Origin of the sequence: Psychrobacillus sp. NEAU-3TGS (assembly GCF_029955155.1) — a bacterium.
Classification (GTDB): Bacteria; Bacillota; Bacilli; order Bacillales_A; family Planococcaceae; genus Psychrobacillus.
On sequence record NZ_JAPNOZ010000001.1, the window covers coordinates 57,987 to 83,812 of the forward strand.

30 protein-coding genes are annotated in these 25,826 nt (G+C 36.0%); 17 read left to right on the top strand and 13 right to left on the bottom strand.

What is annotated here, in order from left to right:
- Positions 1 to 3: 3 nt before the first annotated feature.
- A complete protein-coding gene (locus tag OR571_RS00315; protein WP_282240909.1) occupies positions 4 to 933 on the bottom strand; it encodes an AEC family transporter in 930 nt (309 codons plus the stop codon).
- 260 nt (positions 934 to 1,193) lie between these two features.
- On the opposite strand from OR571_RS00315, the gene OR571_RS00320 reads away from it, so the two are divergent.
- The 5 genes from OR571_RS00320 to OR571_RS00335 are packed head-to-tail and all read left to right on the top strand — an operon-like array spanning position 1,194 to position 3,586.
- The gene (locus tag OR571_RS00320) at positions 1,194 to 1,913 is read left to right on the top strand and encodes an ABC transporter ATP-binding protein (protein ID WP_282240910.1); all 720 of its coding nucleotides are present in this window, start codon (positions 1,194 to 1,196) and stop codon (positions 1,911 to 1,913) included.
- A gap of 12 nt (positions 1,914 to 1,925) precedes the next feature.
- A complete protein-coding gene (locus tag OR571_RS00325) occupies positions 1,926 to 2,672 on the top strand; it encodes an ABC transporter permease (RefSeq protein ID WP_282240911.1) in 747 nt (248 codons plus the stop codon).
- Between the two features lie 49 nt (positions 2,673 to 2,721).
- The gene (locus OR571_RS00330) at positions 2,722 to 3,180 is read left to right on the top strand and encodes a LytTR family DNA-binding domain-containing protein (protein ID WP_282240912.1); all 459 of its coding nucleotides are present in this window, start codon (positions 2,722 to 2,724) and stop codon (positions 3,178 to 3,180) included.
- Positions 3,177 to 3,434: a hypothetical protein gene (locus OR571_RS22690; RefSeq protein WP_348774996.1), complete on the top strand. Its 258-nt coding sequence runs from the start codon at positions 3,177 to 3,179 to the stop codon at positions 3,432 to 3,434. The genes OR571_RS00330 and OR571_RS22690 overlap by 4 nt, the downstream gene beginning before the upstream one ends.
- Positions 3,317 to 3,586, top strand: coding sequence for a DUF3021 domain-containing protein (locus OR571_RS00335; protein WP_348774999.1), 270 nt, complete (start codon positions 3,317 to 3,319; stop codon positions 3,584 to 3,586). Before OR571_RS22690 ends, OR571_RS00335 begins: the two co-directional genes overlap by 118 nt.
- Before the next feature lie 38 nt (positions 3,587 to 3,624).
- Here the strand turns inward: OR571_RS00335 and OR571_RS00340 are convergent, their stop codons facing one another.
- Both OR571_RS00340 and OR571_RS22885 read right to left on the bottom strand, forming a co-directional pair.
- A complete protein-coding gene (locus OR571_RS00340; RefSeq protein WP_481900348.1) occupies positions 3,625 to 4,386 on the bottom strand; it encodes a PstS family phosphate ABC transporter substrate-binding protein in 762 nt (253 codons plus the stop codon).
- 1 nt (position 4,387) lies between these two features.
- The gene (locus OR571_RS22885) at positions 4,388 to 4,780 is read right to left on the bottom strand and encodes a hypothetical protein (protein ID WP_481900349.1); all 393 of its coding nucleotides are present in this window, start codon (positions 4,778 to 4,780) and stop codon (positions 4,388 to 4,390) included.
- 257 nt (positions 4,781 to 5,037) lie between these two features.
- Here OR571_RS22885 and OR571_RS00345 point away from each other — a divergent pair, with 257 nt between their 5' ends.
- The 6 genes from OR571_RS00345 to menC are packed head-to-tail and all read left to right on the top strand — an operon-like array spanning position 5,038 to position 11,672.
- The gene (locus OR571_RS00345; protein ID WP_282240913.1) at positions 5,038 to 6,600 is read left to right on the top strand and encodes an ABC transporter substrate-binding protein; all 1,563 of its coding nucleotides are present in this window, start codon (positions 5,038 to 5,040) and stop codon (positions 6,598 to 6,600) included.
- A gap of 32 nt (positions 6,601 to 6,632) precedes the next feature.
- A complete protein-coding gene (locus OR571_RS00350) occupies positions 6,633 to 7,583 on the top strand; it encodes an ABC transporter permease (protein WP_282240914.1) in 951 nt (316 codons plus the stop codon).
- Between the two features lie 29 nt (positions 7,584 to 7,612).
- Positions 7,613 to 8,500 carry an ABC transporter permease gene (locus OR571_RS00355; protein WP_282240933.1) on the top strand — a complete coding sequence of 296 codons (888 nt, stop codon included), beginning with the start codon at positions 7,613 to 7,615 and terminating at the stop codon, positions 8,498 to 8,500.
- A gap of 18 nt (positions 8,501 to 8,518) precedes the next feature.
- On the top strand, positions 8,519 to 9,550 hold the full coding sequence (locus tag OR571_RS00360) for an ABC transporter ATP-binding protein (RefSeq protein ID WP_282240915.1): 1,032 nt from the start codon (positions 8,519 to 8,521) through the stop codon (positions 9,548 to 9,550).
- On the top strand, positions 9,513 to 10,523 hold the full coding sequence (locus OR571_RS00365; protein WP_282240916.1) for an ABC transporter ATP-binding protein: 1,011 nt from the start codon (positions 9,513 to 9,515) through the stop codon (positions 10,521 to 10,523). The genes OR571_RS00360 and OR571_RS00365 overlap by 38 nt, the downstream gene beginning before the upstream one ends.
- A gap of 18 nt (positions 10,524 to 10,541) precedes the next feature.
- Complete coding sequence (gene menC / locus OR571_RS00370; protein WP_282240917.1) at positions 10,542 to 11,672, top strand: o-succinylbenzoate synthase; 1,131 nt, start codon at positions 10,542 to 10,544, stop codon at positions 11,670 to 11,672.
- Between the two features lie 94 nt (positions 11,673 to 11,766).
- Here menC and OR571_RS00375 read toward each other — a convergent pair whose 3' ends face one another.
- Complete coding sequence (locus tag OR571_RS00375; RefSeq protein WP_282240934.1) at positions 11,767 to 12,882, bottom strand: M20 peptidase aminoacylase family protein; 1,116 nt, start codon at positions 12,880 to 12,882, stop codon at positions 11,767 to 11,769.
- Positions 12,883 to 12,898: 16 nt separating this feature from the next.
- Positions 12,899 to 13,741 carry a MurR/RpiR family transcriptional regulator gene (locus OR571_RS00380; protein ID WP_282240918.1) on the bottom strand — a complete coding sequence of 281 codons (843 nt, stop codon included), beginning with the start codon at positions 13,739 to 13,741 and terminating at the stop codon, positions 12,899 to 12,901.
- Positions 13,742 to 14,024: 283 nt separating this feature from the next.
- Between OR571_RS00380 and OR571_RS00385 the strand changes: the two genes are divergently transcribed.
- The gene (locus OR571_RS00385; RefSeq protein ID WP_282240919.1) at positions 14,025 to 16,187 is read left to right on the top strand and encodes a M28 family peptidase; all 2,163 of its coding nucleotides are present in this window, start codon (positions 14,025 to 14,027) and stop codon (positions 16,185 to 16,187) included.
- Positions 16,188 to 16,324: 137 nt separating this feature from the next.
- On the opposite strand, the gene OR571_RS00390 is transcribed toward OR571_RS00385, so the two are convergent.
- A complete protein-coding gene (locus OR571_RS00390; protein WP_282240935.1) occupies positions 16,325 to 17,284 on the bottom strand; it encodes a D-2-hydroxyacid dehydrogenase family protein in 960 nt (319 codons plus the stop codon).
- An 18-nt stretch (positions 17,285 to 17,302) separates the two neighbouring features.
- The gene (locus OR571_RS00395) at positions 17,303 to 18,037 is read right to left on the bottom strand and encodes a sulfite exporter TauE/SafE family protein (RefSeq protein WP_282240920.1); all 735 of its coding nucleotides are present in this window, start codon (positions 18,035 to 18,037) and stop codon (positions 17,303 to 17,305) included.
- A gap of 150 nt (positions 18,038 to 18,187) precedes the next feature.
- Between OR571_RS00395 and OR571_RS00400 the strand changes: the two genes are divergently transcribed.
- From OR571_RS00400 to OR571_RS22700, 3 genes are read left to right on the top strand one after another with little or no spacing between them, the layout of a single operon-like run.
- Positions 18,188 to 18,310 (top strand): hypothetical protein, encoded by a 123-nt coding sequence (locus OR571_RS00400; protein ID WP_282240921.1) that lies wholly within the window; start codon positions 18,188 to 18,190, stop codon positions 18,308 to 18,310.
- Entirely contained in the window at positions 18,304 to 18,690 is a 387-nt protein-coding gene (locus tag OR571_RS22695) for a PQQ-dependent sugar dehydrogenase (RefSeq protein ID WP_348774997.1), read from the top strand. Before OR571_RS00400 ends, OR571_RS22695 begins: the two co-directional genes overlap by 7 nt.
- Before the next feature lie 2 nt (positions 18,691 to 18,692).
- Entirely contained in the window at positions 18,693 to 19,004 is a 312-nt protein-coding gene (locus tag OR571_RS22700) for a hypothetical protein (protein WP_348774998.1), read from the top strand.
- Here OR571_RS22700 and OR571_RS00410 read toward each other — a convergent pair.
- Entirely contained in the window at positions 18,969 to 19,958 is a 990-nt protein-coding gene (locus tag OR571_RS00410) for a GNAT family N-acetyltransferase (protein WP_282240922.1), read from the bottom strand. The two genes, OR571_RS22700 and OR571_RS00410, sit on opposite strands and share 36 nt — an antisense overlap.
- 91 nt (positions 19,959 to 20,049) lie before the next feature.
- Here OR571_RS00410 and OR571_RS00415 point away from each other — a divergent pair, with 91 nt between their 5' ends.
- Positions 20,050 to 21,192 carry an FAD-dependent monooxygenase gene (locus OR571_RS00415; protein ID WP_282240923.1) on the top strand — a complete coding sequence of 381 codons (1,143 nt, stop codon included), beginning with the start codon at positions 20,050 to 20,052 and terminating at the stop codon, positions 21,190 to 21,192.
- Between the two features lie 29 nt (positions 21,193 to 21,221).
- Here the strand turns inward: OR571_RS00415 and OR571_RS00420 are convergent, their stop codons facing one another.
- The 5 genes from OR571_RS00420 to OR571_RS00440 all read right to left on the bottom strand — a co-directional run bounded on the left by OR571_RS00420 (position 21,222) and on the right by OR571_RS00440 (position 25,039).
- Positions 21,222 to 21,914 (bottom strand): hypothetical protein, encoded by a 693-nt coding sequence (locus OR571_RS00420; protein WP_282240924.1) that lies wholly within the window; start codon positions 21,912 to 21,914, stop codon positions 21,222 to 21,224.
- Positions 21,911 to 22,645, bottom strand: a complete 735-nt coding sequence (locus OR571_RS00425; RefSeq protein WP_282240925.1) for a hypothetical protein — start codon at positions 22,643 to 22,645, stop codon at positions 21,911 to 21,913. The genes OR571_RS00420 and OR571_RS00425 overlap by 4 nt, the downstream gene beginning before the upstream one ends.
- Positions 22,629 to 23,507, bottom strand: a complete 879-nt coding sequence (locus OR571_RS00430) for an ATP-binding cassette domain-containing protein (RefSeq protein ID WP_282240926.1) — start codon at positions 23,505 to 23,507, stop codon at positions 22,629 to 22,631. Before OR571_RS00430 ends, OR571_RS00425 begins: the two co-directional genes overlap by 17 nt.
- On the bottom strand, positions 23,504 to 23,878 hold the full coding sequence (locus OR571_RS00435; RefSeq protein WP_282240927.1) for a GntR family transcriptional regulator: 375 nt from the start codon (positions 23,876 to 23,878) through the stop codon (positions 23,504 to 23,506). Before OR571_RS00435 ends, OR571_RS00430 begins: the two co-directional genes overlap by 4 nt.
- Positions 23,879 to 24,163: 285 nt before the next feature.
- Positions 24,164 to 25,039: a helix-turn-helix transcriptional regulator gene (locus tag OR571_RS00440; protein WP_282240928.1), complete on the bottom strand. Its 876-nt coding sequence runs from the start codon at positions 25,037 to 25,039 to the stop codon at positions 24,164 to 24,166.
- 147 nt (positions 25,040 to 25,186) lie between these two features.
- Here OR571_RS00440 and OR571_RS00445 point away from each other — a divergent pair, with 147 nt between their 5' ends.
- Positions 25,187 to 25,546 (top strand): VOC family protein, encoded by a 360-nt coding sequence (locus OR571_RS00445; protein WP_282240929.1) that lies wholly within the window; start codon positions 25,187 to 25,189, stop codon positions 25,544 to 25,546.
- Positions 25,547 to 25,826: the final 280 nt, after the last annotated feature.

Here is a 25,826-nt window from a genome sequence, read left to right on the forward strand (position 1 = left end):
TCACTATCCCCACAAAATATTCGAAAGATAAATAACGATTGTTACCGTAATACAACTAACGACTGTCGAAAATAATACAATTTGTGCGGCTAAATTTGCTTCTACATCATACTCTAATGCAAGTGTCGAGCTATTTCGAGATGTTGGAAAAGCACTTGCGATAAATAATGACTGTGCTACGACCCCATCAAATCCCATTAATAGAATTAATCCGAAAGCTAGAACAGGACCTATAACTAACCTACCTATTGTACTTGTTAATATCACTTTATTTAAAATCGTTTTAATATCTAACTGTGCTAATTGCGCTCCTAAAGTAATCAACGCAATCGAAATAAACGCATTCGCTAAGTAATCAAGTGGAATACGCAAAAATATTGGAATGCCAATATTGAATATATTCATCAGCGCACCAACTATAAGCGCATGCACAATTGGCAAACGAAGCAAGCTGCGTAAAATATCTAAGCCAGACTTTGTAGAAGAGATTAAATTATAAAGACCATATGTATACGTAATTACATTTTGGAAAATGACAATAATAATCTGAATAGACGTTCCAAGAGGATTCGCCGCAAACAACATCTGACTTACAGGAATACCGTAGTTTCCGGAGTTGATGAGCACGACACTATTTTTATAAATAGCCGCTTGGTTTCTATTAAGCTTTAAGAGTTTACTAACAATTGCTCCTAACAGCATTAAACTAACACTAAAAATCAATAAGTATAGAATTATATGTCCCAATACCCCCGCATTCACTTTCGTTTCATATATATTAATAAAAACAGCTGCTGGCATTAAACAATAAGTGATTAAATTCGATAACGCCTTTAGATTAAATTGAAACTTTAGCTGCAGTGACGCTCCAATTCCTAGCATGATTAGAATCGGGGCAACTACTTGAAAAAACACCATACTTAAATAAACCATACATATTACCTCTTCCTCATCAAAATACATTTTACTAAAATATTATCCCACTGTTTGCAATTTTCTGCTACATCATTAATTAGATTGGTTACTCTTACCGCCAACCTGGTTACCCTACGCCATATATTTCCCCTTTGTAAGTGACCCTTTCTTTTATGCAAGTCACTCTCCTATTTCCCCCAGTCACCGAAAAACGGGTTACACAGTAAAGAATTCACCATACACTGGCATTACAAAGAAATATAGCGGAGGGATAGCAAGTGAAGATAATTGAAGTGAACAATCTAACAAAATCATACGGAACGAACCATGTGTTACAAGGTGTAAACTTTCATGCTCAGTCTGGAGAAATCATAGGAGTCATTGGAAAAAATGGAGCCGGGAAATCGACGTTTTTGGAAATATTAATGACGATTAAACAATACGATGCAGGAACAGTTATTGTGTTAGATGAGAATATTGCATCACTACCTATGAATCGACTTGAACAAGTGCGGAAGCAGATTTCTGTTGTCCTGCAACCGACTCAATTTTATAAAACATTGAAAGTAGAAGAATTACTAAAACTGTTCAAAGCATATTACAAATCGGATCTAGACATTAAAAAAATTATCGTCGATTTCAAGCTGGAACCTCACCGGAAGAAGTATTTTGATAAGCTTTCAGGTGGTTGGAAACAAATTGTGAGCTTAGCTATTGCTTTTTTATCTGCACCAAAACTGCTCATTTTAGATGAACCGACAACTGGACTAGATCCCCATATGCGGAATATGCTTTGGTCCTATATTACAGATTACAATAAACGGACGGGTGGAACGGTCATATTAACCACTCATAATATGGATGAGATTGAGCTATATTGCGACAAAGTAATGCTCATCAATAATGGTGTGAATGAAGTATTCGATACAACGGAAAGTATTTTGGCAACCGGCTACAAATCCATCCATGAGTTTTATCTGAAGAGAGTATCTATTTAAGGGGGAAAAATAATGTTAGCGACACAGTTAAAATATGATTTATTAATGTTTTCCAGAGAATTATTTTACTTAGTTTTTACGATTTTCGTGCCACCTGCAACGTATATTTTCATGGGGCAATTATATGGAGAGCAATCGTATGCAGGTAACTTAAGCTACGCTCAAACATATACACCATCCTTTATTTTACTCATTACGTTTACTGTTGTATTTTTTGCTTTCGGTTTCGATCAAGTCGTCCACCGTACAACAGGTGTGGAGAAACGAATCTCTCTTTCTCCTGTTTCTAAAAATACACTATTACTTTCAAGTATTATCCGCTCCACTATTATTACGAGTTTAGGATATGGATTCATTTTAATCATCGGGTTGTTCATGTTTGACTTGGAGTTTGGGCTACTAAGCTTTTTAACTTCCTATGGATTTTTCATCTTTCTAAATGCTGTATTATTGATTATTGCATCTGCCATTTACTCCTTTTTTCAGCATATGAATAGTGCATTAGTATTCTCTATTGTTGTTTTTCAAGCTGTAATCTTCACTGGTGGTTTCGCAATGCCAATTAGCATGATGCCAAAATTCATCCAAGTAATTGCAGATTTCAATCCAATGTATCATATGAATAATTTATTTATTGCCGTTTGGAATGGACAACTAACTTTTGATCAAAATATGTTTCTTTCAATTGGCTACATTGTTGCACTAGTTGCAGTTGCACTCGTCATTCTTCGTATTCAAAATAAACGTAAAATAGGATAGCCCGCTCACTTCTAAACGTTTACACTTAAGTCGAGAGGGGTGTAAAAAGTTGAAAGTATCATTGAATATAGATAGTGATTTTAAAGAAACAAAAGTGATGATTGAAACACCAGAATTAGATGATTCCGTGCAGGACATTCTTGATTTTATAAAGGCGCGCGAAACAGAATTCCTCGTAGGAAAAGATGGAGAAATGCAGCATATTTTAAAACCGACTGATATTCACTACTTTCATACCGAAAAAGAGGCGGTTATCGCGGTAACCTCTTCTGGTTCTTACAAACTAAAAGAGAAGTTATATGAATTGGAAGGAATACTTCCATCTAATAAGTTTATCCGGCTCTCCAAATCGGTTATTGCAAATCTACATGAGTTAAGCCGATTTGAAGCATCGTTTAATGGCACATTATGTGTGTATTTTAAATCGGGAATGAAGGAATACGTTTCTCGGACATATGTGAATGCGATAAAGGAAGCTTTAAAAATGAATAGGAGGAAAAGCGAATGAAAACCTTTTTATTTCGAAGCATGATTGGTATTTTCTTCGGTGCATTTCTTGCAGTTGTATTTACAAATTTATATGTAATTTCGAATGATCGTATTATGCTAGATGGAACTTTGTTTCTAAAGACTCGCTTGGCTCTATCTTTTGCGGTGGGTTTTTCACGGTCAGCTCCCTCTATTTTGAAAATCCTAATTTACGGCTTTATCAGCAAACGGCATTACATTTTGTCACGGTTATCCTATTGTATTTCCTTTTAGCTTTTGGTATTGGATGGGTTCCATTTAATATGGCTAGTTTTTCCATTGCCATTGCTTCATTCCTCGGCTTCTATGTAATTTTTTGGACGTCCTTCTATCTTTATTTTAAAAGACAAATGAAGAAATTGAATGAAGAGCTAGAGATGCTCTAATCGGAAAAGAAGAGCCCTATTAAGAGCTCTTCTTTCTATTAGTCTAACGATACATATCCTGTTTTTTCAATTAGTTCCTGTCCTTCTGGAGATAAGATCCATGCAATGAGTTTCTCTACATTTGGGTTATCTGTACCTGCTGTTACAATGTAAAACTCCGAAGCAATGGGATATTCTCCCGATCGTATAGTTTCCTTCGTAGGAGCGACACCGTCTATTTCTAACAGTTTAATTTTCTTATTTTGTACCATTTCAGTAGAATAAAAACGGAATGTGTATCCAATGGCATTTTTGTAGTTTTTATATTGAGAAACCTCATTAATAATACCACCCATTCCTGTTGCAATATCCTCTGTTGGCGCCTCCATAATTGGAATGTCTCCCATTAAGTGCTCCAAGGCTGACTGGCTCCCACTATCCGCTGGACGTTGGAATGCTCGAATATCCTCCATTGCTCCACCCACTTCTTCCCAATTCGTTACTTTTCCTGCATATATATTTTTTATTTGCTCCATTGTTAGACCTGAAACAGGATTTTTCTGGTGAACAAAAAAGACAAATGCTTCACGACCAATTGGTATCATTTTAAGTTCTTTTCCGTGTTCCTTTGCCTTTTCCACTTGTGATTTAGAAGGAGCTGCGGCAAAAATCATATCCACTCTTCCGAAGATTAAATTGTTATATGCATCTGGTGTCGTATTGACCATAACTTCCTTTTCATAGGGATCATACTCTTTTTTAGGATAGGTCGCTTGAACAAATGCAGAGTAAAGTGGGTAAAGAGCAGTTGCACCGTCCAATTTAGGCGTCTCCTGTCAACTTTAACGTAGAGTCATCATCTAAAGTTGCAATCTTGCTGGATTCTGAAAAAGGCTTATAATCATACACATTCACTTCTGCATCCACTGAAGGAATGGAATTTGTATAAATATGTTGAATAGGAGAAACGCTACTTACTATAATAGCTACTCCCGCAATACTTCCGAATACAACTTTCCGTTTCTTTGTTTTGAAAAAATGAAAAAGAAGAAGCACGTAAAACACATATAAAATAATCGCAATCGCAATTATTAGCGCAATAAAATAAACCTTACCGCTTATCAATACCATAAATAAAATAACTAAGGTTAAAAAACATATTCCTACTAGAACAAATATCGCATATAAAATTAGTTCCACAAGTGACTTTTTCAAAAATGCATCTCCCCCCTATTTTATATTCTACAAATTATGCGAATATCCCTTTCACTTTATTGCAACCTGCTTGTTTACTGCCAGCAAATCCCTTATTTCTATATTTCTTAGTAAAACTATCAAATAAAATTTAATTTTCTAATCTATTGAAATTATTAGAATTCGGTGTTAAATTATATTAAATTAAAGTATTTCCTTCAAAAATATTTTTTATGAAGTTTATACTTTTTTATTATTGAAAAATGGGGGCCAAATTTATGAAAAGGAACAAACTTAGTTTTTTTGTCTTATTAATTGCATTTGTATTAATTTTAGCGGCATGTTCTTCAGATGATGAATCTGGAGGCAGTAATTCGGACGAAAAGAAAGAATTACAGGTAGCTTACAACGCTCAGCCTCCAACTTTGGATCCACTAATTACAACAGCAGTAGCTACACGTGATGTAACGAGAAATGTTTATGAATCATTATTAACTTTAAACGAGAACTTCGAAGTTACACCACTACTTGCAGAATCATATGAGCAAAGTGAAGATGGAAAAATAATTACCTTTAAATTACGAAAAGATATTAAATTTCACAATGGAGATGTTATGACGGCAGACGATGTTGTAGCTTCTATGACGCGTTGGGCTGAAACAACTTCACTAGGTAAAGCATCTTTTGCTGATGCTACTTTTTCTAAAGTAGATGAAGAGACAGTAACACTAGAAATGAAAGAACCGCAATTTACGGTATTGCACATGCTTGCCGATCCTGGACAAGCAGCTGTTATTGCTCCTAAATCTACTATTGAGACTGCAACTGCAGAAGGATTAACTGAATTTATTGGTACTGGTCCTTATAAACTTGTTGAATGGAAAGCTGATCAATATGTACATTTAGCAAAATTTGATGATTACCAATCAATCGATGGACCAGCAAGTGGTTTAGCAGGCAAAAAAGAAGCTTTCATTGATGACATTTACTTCCAATTCGTAACAGATGCATCTACAAGGTTAGCGGGTATTCAATCTGGTGAATATGATATCGCAAACGCAATTTCTTTTGATAATGCAGAACAACTTGCATCCAATAGTGATGTCAAAAATTCCATAGATCATAATGGATTTAATGGAGTTGTATTTAACAAGAAAGCTGGTTTATTCGAAAATGTTATTGCAAGACAAGCTGTAAATGCAGCATTAAATGAAGAAGCAATATTAACAGCGGCTTTTACAAGCCCCGACTTCTATGAATTAGAACATGGATTAATGATTAAAGAGCAAACAGAATGGTATAGCGAGGCTGGTAAAGATCAATACAATCAAAATAACCCAGAGAAAGCAAAAGAGTTACTAAAAGAAGCTGGATATAACGGGGAAGAAATTGTAATACTTTCAACTCGGGATTACGAGGATCACTATAACGCGGCAGTAGTAGTACAACAACAACTAGAAAGTATTGGAATGAAAGTAAAGCTAGATATTTATGACTGGGCTACTGTATTACAAAAACGTGCAGATGAAACTGCTTACGATATTTTCGTAACTGGTTTCCCTACAGAGCCAATTCCTACCAAATATGTATTCCTAGCCTCTTCTAATGAATGGCCAGGTTGGACTAACGATCCTATAATGGACGATTTGTTAAACAAAATTAATACCGCAACTACTCAAGAGGAAGCAAAACAACATTTTGATGCTTTACAAGAAGAATTCTACGAGTATTTACCAATGATTAAATTCGGTAACAAAACAACGATTACAACTCTACGTTCTAACGTGGAAGGAATGGATTTCTTACAAGGAATTATCTTATGGAATGTTGATAAAAAGTAAATCGAGAAATAAATCATCGGGGAGATGATCACTTGAAAGGCTATATTTTAAAACGTCTATTATCTTTAATCCCAGTTTTACTAGTGGTAGCTGTGGTTGTGTTTCTATTAATGCATATAACACCAGGTGATCCTGCTGCTGTAATTTTAGGACCCGAAGCATCCCCTGCGGAAGTTGCCGAGCTTAGAGAAGAGCTCGGCTTAAACAAACCACCAATCGAACAATTTGTTTCTTGGTTTGGCAATGTACTTCAAGGAGATTTCGGCACTTCCATTTTTATGAAACAGCCAGTTTCACAAGCTTTTTTTGAACATCTAGGACCTACCCTTTCCCTAGCCATCATGGCTCAAGTACTTGCAATCGTTGTAGCTATACCACTCGGGGTTCTTGCTGCAAAGTTTCGAGGGTCAATATTAGATCAAACTTTTATGGGAATCTCTTTACTAGGTATTTCAGTTCCAAGTTTTTTACTAGGTTTATTCTTAATTTTATTGGTTGGTGTTGAGCTTAAATGGCTTCCAGTTGCTGGTTATAAGTCAATTGATGCTGGGCTACTCAATCATATAAAATACCTAATTCTTCCTGCAATTGCACTTGGCTCCATGCAAGCTGCACTGATCGCAAGAATGACACGTTCTTCTATGCTAGATGTATTAAATGCAAACTATATTAAAACAGCACGTTCTAAAGGAGTAAAAGAAACTATTATTGTGATTAAACATACGTTAAGAAATGCTTTTATTCCTATTCTTACAATTATTGGTCAAACATTTGGAACACTTGTTGCCGGTGCTGCTGTTGTTGAAACAGTTTTCAACATTCCAGGTATTGGACAACTAATTATAAACTCCGTGGAACGACGTGACTTTGCTGTCATACAAGGTTCTGTTTTGTTAATAGCTGTGAGTTATGTACTAATAAACTTAGTTATCGATTTATTATACGGCGTGATTGATCCACGTGTTCGATTAGGTAGAAAATAGAAAGGGGTTGATATAAAGTGCAAAACATAATGACTGAAGAACAACTTAATGTATTGAAAAGTGACATGAAAAGAAAGCATAGAAATCTTTTAGTGAAACGATTTCTTTCTAATAAACTGGCACTATCTGGCTCAATCATAATGATTGTCATTATATTACTAGCGATTATTGCTCCTTTCTTTACTTCTTTTACGCCATATGAATTAGATGCAATGAAAAGACTTAACGCACCAGGTGGAGAGCATTTCTTTGGAACAGACAATTATGGTAGAGATCTATTTAGCAGAGTAGTACATGGGGCAAGAGTTTCCTTAATGATTGGCTTTGCAGTTGCTATTATTACCTCTATCTTCGGAATGATTATTGGTCTTTACTCTGCATATTTCAAAAAATTGGATGGAGTATTGATGCGAATTTCAGACGGCCTAATGGCTTTTCCAGCAATTTTATTGGCAATTGCAATTATGGCTTCACTGGGACCTAGAGTGGAAAATGTAATAATTGCACTTACCATTGTTTTCACTCCTTCTGTAGCTAGAACAGTTCGTTCTGCTGCATTAGTAGTAAAGGAACAAACTTATGTGGAGGCTTTAAGAGCACAAGGAGCGAGTTCCTCTCGTATTATTTGGTTAAACATTGCACCAAACGTTTTATCTCCCCTTATCGTCCAAGCAACTTTTATTTTTGCAGATTCAATTATCATTGAAGCTGCATTAAGTTTCTTAGGAGCAGGGATTCCAGCACCTGATCCAAGCTGGGGGAACTTATTATATGACGGAAAAACCGTAATATTTAATGCTTGGTGGATGACTCTTTTCCCTGGTATCGCAATTATGCTTACCGTTTTTGGACTCAATCTATTTGGTGATGGACTTAGAGATTTATTAGACCCACATAATAATAAGGCAAAAAAATAAAAAATGCGTGGTGATACAATGACCGAATTACTTTTAGAAGTAAAAAATTTAAAAGTCCATTTTGAGACGGAAAATGGGACTGTCACAGCCGTTGACGATGTTTCTTTTTCCGTGAAGCGAGGGGAAACTGTGGGAGTTGTAGGAGAATCCGGGTGCGGGAAAAGTGTAACTGCAGAGTCCATCCTTCGACTCTTAAATGAAAAGCATACAAATTACGAAGGGAATATTCTTTTTGAAGAAAAAGACATACTTAAGTTAAGTTATAGCGAATTACAAAAAGTTCGCGGTAATGATATATCTATGATTTTCCAAGATCCCATGAGTTCCTTAAATCCGGTCTACACAGTAGGAAATCAAATAGTTGAAGCATTACTACTTCACCAAAACTTAACGAAGAAAGAAGCTGAATCAAAAGCTGTTGAAATGCTTAAGTTAACAGGTATTCCACTACCTGAAAAAAGAGTGAATGAATACCCGCATGAACTTTCCGGTGGGATGAGGCAACGTGTCATGATTGCAATGGCTCTTTCATGTAAGCCAAAGTTGTTAATCGCGGACGAACCGACAACTGCACTAGACGTGACAACACAGTCTCAAATATTAGATTTAATTAATGAGCTAAAAGATGAATTTAATATGGGTACCATTATGATTACACATGATTTAGGTGTTGTTGCTGAAGTTTGTACAAAAGTGGTAGTTATGTATTTGGGTCAAGTTATTGAAGAAGCCTCTGTGGAGTCTATTTTTTCCTCTCCCCTTCATCCTTACACCCAAGGACTTTTAAAATCTATCCCGCAGATTGAAGGACCTCGGGACGAAAAACTATATGTCATAGAAGGAAAAGTTCCAACGTTAACGCAAATCCCAAAAGGTTGTCGTTTTGCACCTCGTTGTGAATTTGCTACAGAGATATGTAGAGACAAAATGCCTCAATTAGAGTCTTATGAAAATGACCTAAAAGTACGTTGTTGGCATTTCAAAGATATTCAAGAAAAAAGGGGTGGGATGAATGGTAGTAGAAATGAGTCTCAAACAGTCAACTCCTAAAACAGAAGCATCGAATGATGTTATTTTAGAAGTGAAAAATCTCAAAAAATATTTTCCTATTACTGGATCTCTAAATAATACAGTTTCCCAAGTTAAAGCAGTAAATGATGTCTCTTTTAGTCTTATTAAAGGAGAAACTTACGGCCTAGTTGGCGAGTCTGGCTGTGGAAAAAGTACAACTGGACGTACAATTCTGAGACTCTTAGAACCTACTGAAGGGGAAGTAATTTATGATGGACAAAATATCAACAAGTTAAAAGGAAACGATTTGAGAAATATTCGTCGAGAATTACAAATGGTTTTCCAAGATCCTTATTCATCATTAAACCCCCGAAAACGTATTGGAACTATATTAGAAGAAACATTAAAAATCCATAAAATAGGAAACAAAAAAGAACGAACAGAACAAGTGATGAATATCTTAAATAAAGTTGGTTTTCAAAGAGAACATTATTACCGTTTTCCTCATGAATTTTCAGGAGGACAACGACAACGTATAGGACTAGCAAGAGCATTAATCATAAATCCAAGCATCATCATATGCGATGAACCGGTATCCGCACTTGATGTGTCTATCCAATCTCAAGTACTAAATTTGTTGGAAGATGTTCAACAAGAGTTTAATCTAACTTATTTGTTTATTTCCCATGACCTTGGGGTTGTCCGACATATATCTGACCGAATCGGAGTTATGTATCTTGGAAAATTGGTAGAAGAGTCCCCAACCGATGAATTATATTCTAATCCATTACATCCTTATACCAAAGCTTTACTATCTGCAATCCCTGTTCCAAATCCATTTGTAAAAAGAGAAAAGATCAAATTAATTGGTGAGATACCTTCTCCAGTGAACCCACCTAGTGGTTGTGTATTCCACACTAGATGCCCTTTTGCGATGGATGTTTGTAAACAAGAAGAACCAGCATTAAAAACAATAGTTCATGAACACAAAGTGGCTTGCCACCTTTATTAAAAATGTGGAGGTAATTAAATGCTAATTGAAAAAGTAGTTATTCGAAAAATGAAAATGGATTTAAAATTCCCTTTCCAAACTAGTTTCGGAACACAGCAAGAACGGTTATTTCTGATCACTGAAATACACAGCGGAAACCATGTTGGATACGGTGAATGTGTAGTTAGCTCCAATCCTTATTACAGCGAAGAAACAGTTTCCACTGCTTTTTCTATTATACAAGAATTTCTATTACCACTTATCCTTGGAAAAGATGTTCAACATCCCGATGATGCAAATAAATTATTCAGTCGTATCCGTAGAAATAATATGGCTAAATCGGCAATTGAGGGAGCACTTTGGGATCTTTACGCAAAAACACTAAACAAGCCACTTGCAGAAGTTATTGGCGGTAAAAAATCAGAAATCACGGTTGGAGTAAGTATCGGAATTCAAGAAACAAAAGAAGAACTTCTAAATAAAGTAGAAGAGTCATTAGAACAAGGTTTTAACAAAATTAAAATTAAGATTATGCCTGGAAAAGACATAGAATACTTGCGAAGTGTACGTGAAAAATTTGGTGATATCCCTGTAATGGCTGATGCAAACTCGGCTTACACATTAAATGATCTAGAATTATTTAAAGAAATGGATAGTTTGAATTTAATCATGATTGAACAGCCATTAGCACACGACGATATTATAGATCATGCAGTTTTACAAAATGCTATCCAAACTCCTATTTGTTTGGATGAAAGTATTCATTCTGTAGAAGATGCACGAAAAGCAATTGAACTCGGTAGCTGTAAAATTATTAACATTAAAATTGGTCGTGTAGGTGGCATTTCAGAGTCCATTAAAATTCATAACCTTTGTCTTCAAAATAATATACCAGTGTGGTGTGGAGGTATGTTAGAATCTGGAATAGGAAGAGCGCATAATCTAGCTATTACTTCCCTTCCAAATTTCACTATCCCGGGAGATACTGCTCCTTCCGCACGTTATTGGGTAAAAGATATTATTAAACCCGAAATTACGATGAACGAAACAGGACATATTCAAGTCCCTGTTACTCCTGGAATAGGTTATGAAATCGACCTAGAGACATTAGATAAGTTCACCATCGAAACAAACGAGTATACGATTGATACTATACTTCTTTCAAACTAAATTACAAAAAACTACCTAAATTGTTTTAGGTAGTTTTTTGGGTGTAAGATAATTACTTTATTAAGTTTTTAGTATATTCTTCAGGGATGATTCATTATTTACTTAATGCAATAAGTGCAGCTTCCTTTAAAATTTCTGAACCTGTCAAGAGCATTTCGTGGTCAAATGTCATTTTAGGATGATGAAGGCCAGGCTTTAAATCGCATCCTAGTCCAACCATAGTGGCTTTCAGCTCAGGCTTCTTAATCGTATAGAAATGAAAATCATCTCCTCCTGAAGTGACAAGTGGTTGTGCGCATTTTTCCTCTCCTAATACTTGGCTAATAGCTAATCCCATTATTTCTTGCGCTTCTTCATTAACAATAGCAGCAGGCAACTCCGATTCAATATAATATTCAATCTCCGTATTGTATAGGTGTTGGACATCTTGAAATACTTTAAGCACTTTTTCTTTCAAAAGAGCCATTGTTTCATTGTCTTGCGCACGCATATCTAAACTAAAACTACCATTCCCAGGTATAATATTTTTATTACCCCCGCCAGCCTGCACTGAAGTAATTTTTACAGATGAAGGTACTTGTGGATCTACATTGATAAATTTAATAAGATGATTGATAGAAGTTATAACATCAATCGAATTCGATGTTAGATGGGGTCTAGCACCATGACTATCATCTCCATTAATAACTACATGCATAAAACATCCTGCTCCATGGACTATTGTTGGAGAGGCTTTTCCTGTTGGTAACTCTTGAATTGGTCTTAAGTGTATACCAAAAAGATAATTCACATTATCAACAGCACCTTTTTCAACCATTTTTAAAGCGCCATTTCCTTTTTCTTCAGCAGGTTGAAATATAAAACGTACTGTACCTTCAAATTTAGTAGTCAAAAGTAGACGAATTGCTCCAATAACCATTGTCATATGTGCATCATGACCACAAGAATGATTGGCTCTAAAAACACCATCCACTTCTTGCCAAAGTGCATCCATATCAGCCCGAATAGCAACTACAGGATGACCAGTTCCAATTTCCGCTATCAAGCCAGTGCAGTCATTAAAACACGTCACTCTACATCCTTCTTTTTCAAGTAATTCTTTAATGTACATTGTAGTATGTACTTCATTCCAACTCGTTTCAGGATGTTCATGTAAATAAGAAAAAATTTCCTTAATCTCTCTCTCTACTTCCAATATGCTAACCAATATATATTCACTCCTCTATTTAATTGAAAAATAGTTTACTATATGTTTTTTCATAAGTCGCCTTTTGTTTTTTATACTTGTCTGCATCTTTTAAGATAATCCCTGCCAGTAGAGCATTTAATAAAGAAGTAACGACTGGTGCAGAATCTAGCGTAGACATATATGTAAGCTTTGTTGAAAACAATAAATTTGCATGCTCTGCAATTGGAGAGATTTCAGAATCTGTAATTCCTATAACAAAAACTTTTTTTCTTTTTAACTCTTCTGCAACATGTAAAGTTTGTACCATGTATCGACTAAACGAAAAAGCGATAAGTACACATTCCTCATCTAATTGTTGTAGGGAGAAGTAGTCATCCATATTTAAATTAATTAATTTGCTATTTCCCCTTATTGTATTCAAGGTAAAACAAAACCAATGAGCTAGTCCAAAAGAAGCCCCATTTCCAACAACTACCACTTGATTTGCATTAGAAATTTTATTTACTGCTTCGTTAAAATTTGATTCATTTAAGGATTGAGTTGTCCTTCTAATATTTACTTGATCTCTAAGCATTACTTGCTCAAATACTGAAGATTCTTGCCGTAAAGGCTCCGCATTTGAATCATAATCTAATATGGTTGATTTCATTTCAAATACAGAAGCCCTCACCTCTTTTTGTAATTCCAAAAAACTTTTGTAACCAAGTGAGTATGCAAGACGAATTACACTTGTTTCACTTACTCCTATTATCTTTCCAATTTTTTCTGCCGAATTGGATGCAAAAACAAAAGGATGTTCTTTTAGTAGTTCTGCAACTTTCTTTAAGCTATTAGATAGGGCATTAAAATTATCTTTAATTCTTGTTTCATATTCATACATAAATTTGTTCTCCTTCCTTGAAGGATTTCCTTTTATTTTTCTAATAAATAAGTGTTCCCTTTATATTTTACCATTTATTCTGAACATTCACAACACGCGGATAAGTGTTGTATAAAGATCACTTTATACTTATAAGTAATTGTCAAATTCCGACCGTTTAATGTTTTTTCATACGGGTACTATAAATTACAGTGTGCAATATATTTTCCATATAACTATTGCTAATATTGTATAAATATCGTTTAATTATCTAGTTATAAAAAAACGTAAAGGAATGTGATAAATGAAAAAGCTTATTAGCTATGTAACTTTGTCGATGTTAGTCGCAATGTTATTAGTAGCGTGTACACCAAAAAATGAAACATCAAAAGAAAAAGAAGAGACAGTTCAAGAGGGTAAAATAACTACTCGAGAAGATGCAAATAGCAATTATCTTTCTGCTGTAGATGTAGACTATGCTTATAATTTTACTAAAAGTTTGGAAGAATTTAAAACCAATGAAAAACTAGGTTATCGTACTGCTGGATCTGAGGCAGAACTGAAAACTGGGGAAAAAATTGGGGAAGAAATGAAAAAGATTGGGCTTACTGAAGTAACAAAGGATGAATTTACTTTAGATACTTGGACCTTTGAAAAAGCCGATTTAACTTTTACTGATGCGGAAGGAAAAGAATATCTTGCAGTATTAGGAGGATATCAAACGAATTTCGATACGGATGGCGAAAAGGAATTCGAAATAATTTATGCTGGTAAAGGGACAGAAGCAGATCTAGAAGGTGTCGATGTTGAAGGTAAGCTCGTTTTAGTTGATATCAATCAACGTGAAGAATGGTGGATCAACTACCCTGCTTATCAAGCACACTTAAAAGGTGCAGCTGCAGTAATTGCTGTACAAGAAGCTGGATATTCGGAAGTGGATCCAGATGCTTTGAATGCACAGGATATAATTGGTCCAGCAGATGCACCAGCATTCTCCATGTCACAAACAGATGCGAATAGTTTAAAAGAAGCACTGAAAGCAACGGAAGATAGCACAATGACTGTTAAGTTTGACGCAAAATCTACTGTAGAGTTTGACGGAAAAACATATAACTATTATGGAAAAATCATCGGTAAAGACCCAGATTCTTATATCATTTTATCTGCTCATTATGATTCTTATTTTACAGGTTTTCAAGATGACCATGCAGCTATAGGATTAATGATGGGAGTTGCCAAAGGATTAATCGATAGTGGCTATAAACCGGAGAAAACAATTATTTTCAATGCGCTGGCAGCAGAAGAGTGGGGAGTTTCCGATACCCGCTATGACTGGTCCACTGGTGCATACAATCAGATTTTCAATGTGCATCCGGAATGGGTCGGAAAAGCTTTCGCTAATATGAACTTTGAACTTCCTGCTTATGAACATACGACACAGGATGAGATTCGTTCTGTTTATGAGTTAAATAACTATTTAACTCAGTTTGCTGAGAAAGTGCCAACTGTAGAAGGCGTTTATAAAGACGGAATTTCTGTTGTATCTCCACTTCGTACATGGTCGGATGACTTCTCATTTGCAATTGCTGGTGTTCCTGCACTTCGTAATGACTTCCAAGATAGTGATTTCATGCGTTCTCACTATCACTCGCAATTTGATAATGAAGATACGTACAATGAAGATGCATTAAAATTCCACTTGAATTTATATGGATTACTTGCCATGCACTATGATGAAACGGCAGTCGTTCCACTTGATTTTACAACTCGCTTGAAGGCTTTGAAAGATGATGTAAATGCTGAAGTCTTTGAAAAAGCGGAAGTATCTTCAGAGGAGCTTGTAACCGAAATCGATCGCGTAATTGCAACAGCAGAAGAGGTAAATGCACGCGTTGCAAAAGTGAATGAAGACTATTTAGCTGCTCTAACAAAAGGAGATTCTGATACAGCGAAGAAACTGTATGAAGAAAGTCGTGATCTAAATAGTGGATTGCTTGCTGCATTTAAATATGCCGAGGATCAATTTGTCCGCTTAACATGGGAAGATGAACCGATTTTCCCTCACAAACATGCACAAAATAATTTGGATAATTTAACATTGTCCATTGATGCATTAAACGAAGGCGATATCTCTTCTGCTCTAGATGAATATCTATGGGCAATCGATAACAACTGGTACGCATATGATTTCGATAAGGAAGTATTCGATTACTTTACAGACTACGTACTAGAAGCTCCAAAAGAAAAACTAATGTGGGGTAACGGTAGAATTGTTGGTCACGAAGATTTATTTGACACAATCAATTCTCTACAAGAAAAAAGCGAACAAGCTAATGCTGATGTAACTGCAGAGCTTGAGAAGTTAAATGGTGCTCTAGAAAGACAAAAAGAGCTACTGAAAACTACGGTTGCCGATGAAACTGCAAGCGTGAAAGAGCTTGGTTCGATGTTAACTGAGTTAAAATAATAAACATAGAGCCCCTATTTGATTAGGGGCTCTATTTTTGGGGGATCGTTGACCAATTTTTATATTTTTAATCTCCATTGTTTCGTCTATGCTCATAAATTAAGCACCCAACATTTAGTTAGAAGCTCTTGTCATGATTAGTTTAATTGTCGCAGCACGGATTCATTTAGAAATGCTTGAATATCCTCCACTGCTTCGCGGTAATACGTACTGTAATTTCGCTTACTAACATAGCCCAGATGTGGTGTAGCCAGTACGTTTGGTAGATTACGGAATGGATGACTTTGTGGAAGTGGTTCAATTTCAAAAACATCTATTCCTGCCCCTGCTATCCAGTTCTCTCTTAGTGCTTTTATTAATGCCTCTTGATCGACAATAGCTGCACGAGATGTATTGATAAGATAAGCGGAATTTTTCATAAGCTGCAGTTCCTTTGCATCTACAAGTCCTTTTGTTCGATCACTTAGTACAAGATGAATAGAAACAAAATCACTTGTTTCTAGCAATTCCTCTTTAGATGTGGCTAATAATACCCCGTGTTTCTCTGTTTGTTCTTTCGTTAAGTTTTGACTCCATGCAATAACGTCCATACCAAATGCCTGGGCTATTACTGCCATACGGCTCCCTATTTTTCCTAGTCCTAGTAGACCAAGACGTTTACCATATAGATCTGCTCCAACAGTGCTTTGCCAAGGTCCATTATTTCGTAATGCTTTATTTTCTGTTGTAATTTGTCGTGCAAGATTCAATAGCAGAGCCCAAGTTAGCTCAGTTGGTGGTTCTGACATGCTCGCGGTACCACATACCGTTACACCGTGTTTTGTTGCAGCGGCAAGATCTATTGCTGCATTTCTCATACCAGATGTGATAAGTAATTTGAGATTTGGCAGTTTTTCAAACAAGGATGCAGTAAAAGGCGTTCTTTCACGCATAATGACGACAATTTCAAAATCACTAATAGCCTTCACCAAATGTTCTTCACCTTCAAAATGATTGCTGAATGAATGCACGTCTATCTTATCTGAAACACTGGACCAGTCAGCTAACTCTACTGCTATATTTTGATAATCATCTAATATTGCACACCGAAGCTTCATCAAATATTCTCCTCCTCATTATTTCAGGTAGTCAACCATTATTTGCACGATCAATAGAACTGTTACTACTCTCAGTAGCGGCTTAATATGCTGAGATTTTAATTTCCGTGCTAAACGTACCCCTAACTGTGCCCCCACAATTGCTCCGGCCATTAATGCAATGGTCAGCGGCCAAATGATTTTACCAGTTGATATATACGTAATGGACGCTCCAAAGCAACTTGCAAAAACACCAATTCTGGATAAGCCTACCGCTCGGATATACGCTATTTTTTGACTAGCATACATATACATTGCAAGCGTGCTGCTCCCCGGTCCAAACATCCCGTCATACATACCAATTCCAATTAATGCCGGACCAATTTTTTTATTGATATGCAATGATTCAGTCCCATCAAAGTTTCCGCTACTCATAAAAGATGTAACGAATGCAAAGCTAAGTAATAATATTGCAATTATTGTCAGCACTTGCCCACTTAACAAAGAGGCAATCAGCCCACCTAAGACACCACCACCTAAGCAAAATGTGATAACCGCCAATGCTTCTTTCCCGGAAACTTCTTTCCGTTTAAAAATAACAAGGAAACTAGTTAAAGAACTAACTGTATTGGAGACTTTGTTTGCTCCAATTGCCGAATGCACAGGCAAACCCATGAGTAACATTGTTGGTAAGCTGATAAGTCCTCCGCCCCCCACTAATGTACCAACAACATTCCCAGCAACCCCGACAATAAAAAAGAGGAATAATTCCATCAAAAAGCCTTCTTTCTTTTCGTACTATGTGTAACTTCAGCATACTCCTCTAAGCGTAATAAGTAAATTCGATAGTAATTATAGTTTGCTATTTGAAATACTTATCATTATGGAAAAGTAGAACATGAACACGTCGAGCTCTCTGATGACTTGTCTCATGGATCAGAAGCTGGCCTATTAGGTTTCGTCTTGAAGTATAATTTTAAGGATTCACACGAAGCATATGCTTATTACACATATGATCAAAATGAAGAAGCGTTCAAAGAGTGGTAACGATTAAAAGGGAAAACGATGCCTGGTATGAAACGACTATCCATCAAGACGCGATATCTACAGGCAATATCCACCATAGCGGCAGTCTAGAAATAGGGCCTGATGTTCTGCATTATGTAACGATCGGTGATGCGGGAAATCCTGATCATGCTCAAGATGCTAATTCTCTTAACGGAAAAATTTTGCGAATGAACGAAGATGGTTCCTTCGAAAATTTCTCCAGTGGACATCGAAATTCACAAGGACTTGCATGGAACGATGATAGAATCCTTTTTGAAGCAGAGCATGGTCAATCTGCTAATGACGAAATTAATCGTATCGAACATGGAAGTAACTATGGTTACCCGATCATACAAGGAACAGAAAAAAAGAAGGACTAGAAATGTCTATCATAACTTCCGGGGATAATGAAACCTGGGCTCCCTCTGGCATCACATTTCATAAAGGAAAACTGTATGTTGCAACTCTACGCGGTGAAGCAATAAAAGTAATGAATGTATCTACAGGAAAAGTGGAACGCACTATTAACGGATTTGAAAGAGTTCGAGATGTCTATTCTGATGGGGAGTCACTATATTTTATTACGAATAACACAGATGGTCGCGGGAAACCTAGCAAGGAAGACGACGTATTGTACAGATTGAAAGAATACCCCCCTCTAACAGGGGGCAATCTTTCGTTTGTAACGCAATGAGCTAACATTGTCTTCAGCATTGCTTTCATAAGCCTGTTTTTCCAGTTGAAAAATGAACCCTCTTGCTTCATAAAATGGTATAGCGAGATTATTTCCTTTTGCTATAGACACCCATTGTTCTTGTGCTTTGTATTGTATACGCTGAATACAAGTAAAATAATGAAGTAACTTTGTACCAATACCTTGTCCACGTTTTGTAGGATCTAAATAAAGTACATATATCTCCGCTATACCTTCTTCGTCTACTCCTCCGCCTATTGTTCCTACAATTTGATCGTTCAGCAAAGCAACGTAATATCCATTCCACTCTAGACTTGTAGCTATGATTTCATCTTGAATTCGTGCTACTGTATAGTATTTCTTAATAATTCTTTCTATGTATTCTGTGGTGTATAACTCTTTATATGTATTCCACTGAGCCGCCACGCACACATCCACAATACCTTGTTCATCTCCAGGACGTGCTTGTCGGATTATTAGTTTATCTAGCTTCAGGCACATAGCAATCTGTATACCCGATCTTCCGGTAAATCGTTTCCCTTCATCTATAAACCCAGCTTTAATATATAGGGACTGTGCTGCTTTATTCGCTTCATTAACACCTAGTACGATTTGCTTTATTTGAGGAAAATGGTCTTTTATATAGGGTGAAAGGAGAGCCATTGATGACTTAGCAATCCCTCGGCCTTGATATTCGGGATGAATCGAGTATCCTCTTAGTAAAATGCTATCTTGCTGATCGGTGTAATGGAATTTATCATCCCCCGTATCTAGCACAAAAAATCCTGCAACTTGTTCCTCTTCCAATATAATTATAGGCGTGTATGTAGAGATGTTAGTGCAGCGTTCTAATAGTTCAAGTGGATGACCAGTAAATCCTAATTGTTCTTCTGTTAGCGGATAATCTTCTAATGCAGTTCGAAAGTTTTCATCATATGCTACAAGTTTTATCACCATAATTCCCCCAATTATTGGTTTTATATTAGCATAACACAAGTTTTCTTTATAATCTGATAAACTAATGATACAAAAGGAGCTGAGGGGTATGAAAATTGCAATTATCGGTGGTGGAATCGGAGGGCTTTGTGCTGCCGTAACTTTACAAAAACAAGGGTTTTCCGTAAATGTATACGAAGCAGCATCGAAATTTCAACCCGTTGGCGCAGGTATAGGAATTGGATCGAATGCTATGCAGGCTCTTATGAATATTGGTGTCGGTGAAAAAGTTTTTACAAACGGAAACGTTTTACACACGCAAGTTTTTCTAAATGCCAAAGGTCGGAAACTAAACTCCATCGACTTTTCTTTATTTAAAGAAAGATTTGGCCAAGAGAATATTACCATTCATCGAGCCGACTTACATCGTACATTTCTAGAAGCACTCGAACCAAATACGGTTCATTACAATAAAAAATGCGTGAATGTGACGGATTATGGAGACCAAGTAAGTACTTATTTTGAAGATGGAACAGAATTAACTGCAGACTTAATTATCGCAGCAGATGGCATTAACTCGCCTATTCGTAAAAAACTTGTTCCAAATTCCGAGACGCGTTATTCCGGCTATACATGCTGGCGTGGGATCACAGAAAACAAAGGAAAAGTAGATCAGTTTACCTCTACTGAAATTTGGTCAACGAACGGTCGATTCGGTATGGCTCCGATGAATGATGAACGAGTCTATTGGTTTGCATGTATTAATGCGCGAGAGAAAGATTTGTTTTATCAACATATCGAAAGAAATGAAATCGCCAACCTATTTAATAGTTTTCCAAAAGTAGTACCCGAACTAATCAGAGAAACACAACCTGAACATATTCTTCACCATGACATATACGACATCAAACCTTTGCGCCACTTTATCTTTGGTCGTATTGTATTACTCGGGGACGCTGCTCATGCCACCACTCCAAATATGGGACAAGGCGCAGGCCAAGCAATAGAGGATGCGATTGTGCTCGGAAACGCATTTCAGCAGTTCACTGACATTGAGAAAGCACTTGCCTTCTACGAAGAAAAGCGGGTAGCACGTACTGCAAAAGTGATTAATCTATCTCGGCAAATCGGCGCAGCAGCTCAGTTTCGTTCCCGCTCACTTGCCAGTACTCGTGATTTTTTGTTCCCATTTCTCCCATCTAAATTGCTATTACGCCGTTTAAAGTTTTTATTCGATGTGAAGTTAAAATAAAAGTGCCTCGCTTCAGAAGGCACTTTTATTCAATAAAATTGTAATCCATCTTTATCTATCACATTGATATGTTTTGGGACTTTTAAGTAAATATATGTGTGACCTATAACACGTCTTTGCTCCCTGGCATCCAAATTATTAACAGTTGAAAAGAACGTTAGTTCATTTGTAAAACGATAATATGTTCTTTCTTTTTGAGGAATGGCTGTCAATATTATTTGATTGTCTTTTACTTCAAGAGTTGGTAATGGAATTTCCTTTCCCATGTTTATACCACCCATGTATGAATATGTCCTATACATTTTAGCTTCCACCAATTGTTCTTTTGAATCCGTCCATTCGATGTTCATGAGTACATCAGAGCCGTTTAAAATTACTTCCAATGAATCTCCTTCTAATTCTTGTGTCCATTCTTCTATCAAAAATTTGGAATCAAGTTTACTTTCCTCATTGTTTTCAAAAGCTTGCTGAAATACATTATTTTTGTTTATAAAGGTTGTATATTCTTTTGAAGTCAACGCTTCCTCCCCATTTGTTTGAGTGGCTTCATACACAACAACTGCCAATAAGAGAACAACTATATAAATACAAAGTATCCACTTATTCGATCGCTGCGCCCAATTGATACGATTCGATGTGCTCTTTGCCAGCCGAAGTAGCCGCCATATAATGAAAAGTATACCGAGTATAGGCAAAATGGATAAAATACCAAAGTTACTCATCGTCTGACCTCCAATCGATAAGAGCTGAGCATCGCTAGTACAAAGAAAATAATGGCTACACAAACAAACTTGACATTCAAAACGAATAAAGAGCCATTATCAGCGAATATGAATTGAAGAATCATTTGACCTGTCTTTGTAGTAGGTAATGTAATAATTAAAACAATTAACAAAAACATATACGCCCTATGAATATAAACGAGTGTTCCCCATAAATATCCTCCTGCAGAAATCATTAGTATTAGACCTACCATTAATCCCATACTTGCAATCGAACTAAGCGGATCATCTATAATACTTCCACTTTTCACATAACCTACATCGTTAAAAAGAGGTACCACGAGGCGTAAAATATAATGAGATAAAAAAGTTGTTACACCTGCAAATACACTCATTATAATAAGCACAATAATATTGGATAAATTATTGCTGATACCATTTGTGACAAACGAAAAATTGGTATTTCGATATCCTTTTGTTGTAATAACATTTCCCAAAAATAAGGCCCAAATCGAAACAAATATTATAACAGTATCTGCTGTAATCCACACAATTTGAAAGTCTGTATTGTTAAAATTCGTACTCATAGAACTTGTTCCATTCATTGAGAGTATAAGTCCAAGTATCTGCACTACAATAAGCGATACGAGCGTACCCAAATACGCATTCACCTTAAACTTCACTTGCGTCCAAACCACTTCTCCTAAAGTGCTATTACTTAAAAACATCATCGATTCCCCCCTTCCGATCACTCGTCACATACATACAAACATCACTAGCAGTCACTGGATGAATCTTTACTCCCTCTATTGCAGGCACGTCTTCCGTTCTAATCACTACATACTTCCGCTGACTATCCATTTGTTTCGTATGAAGAATTTCCTTCCCGACAGTCATCTTTTCTACTACATCAGTTGGTCCTTGAAGCGCAACTGCATAGTCTTTTATTTCTTCTAGTGATTGATGAAAAATAACTTTCCCTTTATGAATAAGTAAAATATCCTCCAACAAATGCTCCATTTCAGCTAAATGATGGCTAGAAATTAGAATCGAGCGAGGATGCGCTATATAATCTTTCAGTAACGCTCGGTAGAAATCTGATCGAACCGCTTCATCCATCCCATTCGTAGGTTCATCAAACATTGTCAACTCACAACGTGTTGCCAGCCCAAAAATCATATTAAAAGTTGCCCTATTACCTTTAGATAATCTGGAATGCAGTTGTTTTGGATTCAATCTAAAATATTTAAATAAATTATTCGCAAGCTCCGTATCCCATCTTTTATAAAAATCCGGTGCCACCTCTAATATATCTGCCAATGTTAATGAATCCGGAAAGCTCATTTGATCATCTACTAAAATGCTGTTGGCTGATACACGCAAATTATTAAATGGGTTATTCGAAAACACTTGAATATCCCCAGAACTTTTTCTAATAAAACCTGCTAAGATTTTTAACAATGTGGTCTTCCCAGCACCATTACGTCCGATTAAACCGGTAATTTTTTTCTCTTCTAACTGAAATGTAATATCTTCAAGTGCATTCAATCGCTTATAACGCTTTTTTAGATTTTGGCAATCAATAATTGTCACTTTTGTTCCTCCTCACATTTCTTTATTAGCTGAATTAGTTCCTCTTCAGTCACAGAAAGCCGTCTTGCTTCATGAACAAGCTCTCTTGCCATTCGTGTTAAAGTTTCGTTGCGTCTCTTTTCAAGAATCATGTTTTTCGCTTCTGGCGCTACGAACATGCCTAATCCTCTTTTCTTATATAAAATTTGTTCTTCTACAAGTATCGTTAAACCCTTTGCTGCTGTAGCGGGGTTAATGTTAAAGAGCTCTGCTAATTGATATTGCGAGTATACTTTTTCATCGCTAAGAAATCGGTCGGCAATTATTTCATTTTCAATCCATTCCGCTATTTGCATATAGATGGGTTTCGTGCTATCTGTATTCAAATCCAATTAGCTGTCCTCCTTTCTATGATAATCAGTACATTAGTGTTGTAATGTAGTATATATGAATTTCACAAAAAAGTCTATCCTATTAATACAGAAAGCCACATTCCTAAGAATGCGCTTTCTGTATTAATATATAGCTGTCTTGGGTTCTTACACATTTAGCATGTTTAAAACATCTTTTATCCAAAGGTAAATCCTATTTCCTAAGAAAAATTTCAATGCTATTATAAGCACAAAAATCATTACAGTAACAGATACTCCAACAATGCTTATTGTTTTACTACTCATTTACATTTCAAACTCCAGCTCAAAGTTCAAGTTAACTGGCTTATTAGGCATATTTTCAGGCATCATCAAATTCGTTAAAGGTGTTTTTTCATCTACTTCGACCAAAGTAAATTCATCCATCCATACTTCTCCAGCACCTTGAAGCATAACACCGAAATAAATAGCACTTGCATTTACTGGAACGTCTAATACGACACAATAATGATTCCAACCAGTCGTACCTTTAATAGGACGATTTTGCATATTATCAAATTGCAGAGTATCCCCATCTTTTCCATCTACTCTCATCCACAATCCTGCTGAATTCTCCACATCTTTCGTTTGAATAAAACAGGACAACTTCACGCGCTTTCTAAGCCATTCTTTCGCATTGAACTGCTGCATAACTGTACCGAACTCATCTTGCATAACTTGTCCTCTAGATCGTAATTGTCCAGATGCATTTCCTTTCAGAACATTTTCCAAATCTCTTTTCATTTCATAACGCTCACTATTCGTACCACTTAAAAACCAACCTTCCATCTTCTCTACCTCCTGCTGATTTTCTTCTTGTAATAAGGTTCGCATTAGCCTTCGATACTTTCCTGGCGGTAATCCATACACCTTGCGAAATGCTCTTGTAAAAGCTTCCTGTGATTCAAACTGATAACTAAATGCAATGTCCAATATTCGAGTATCACTGTAAATAAGTTTGGTGGCTGCACTCGTTATCCTTCTTTGTCTTACATATTCATGAAGTGACATGCCAACATGCTCTTGAAACATACGGTGAAAATGATAAAATGAATATCCTGTAAATTGAACAATTTCTTCATTTTTTATGGACTCGTCTATCTTTGTTTCTAACCAGTTTACTGTCTCTTGAATGATATTCACTGGCCCATGCACCTCCTCTATACTTATCTTAATAGTTCTATTTATTGTTATTTTGATATTTTTTGCGAAACTCTGTATTAATATAATTAGTATAAAGGATTTTTCTAGTTTATAGAGAATTTGTATTAGAGAGGTGAGGTTTTGTAAATGAAGATTGGACAAATTGCAGTTAATGTAGAAAACGTGGAACGTGCTGTCGAGTTTTATCGAGATGTATTGCGATTGCCTTTACTATTTGAAACGAACGGATTGGCGTTTTTCCAGTGTGAAGATACTAGATTATTATTGAGTAGACCAGAATCTGAAGAATTTAATCATCCAAGTTCTGTATTGTATTTTAAAGTAGATAATATACAAACAGAAGTAGTTCGAATAAAAGATGCAGGAGCAACATTCTTAGACGAGCCACATATGGTTGCTAAAATGGGAGATACCGAAACTTGGATGGTATTTTTCAAAGATACTGAAGGCAACACCCATGCTTTAATGAGTGAAATATCTAGTTAAGGATCCCCTTTTTTATGGGGGATTTTTTGTTTTATAAGTAGACTTTTTATTGATCCGATCGATTATTCTTTAAGAAATTAAACATATTAATAATATAATCAAATGTTAATTTATTTTACAACATAATTTGATATCAAAATTCAATTTTGCTTGATATTATTGATGAAAAGTGTCGTTATTTCCTGGGAAATGTCGTTTCTAAGTAAGTCTATATATGATGGCTGTTTTTCTAAGAATATAAAAAAAGTCGCTACCGTTTTCTCGGTAACGACTTTAATAT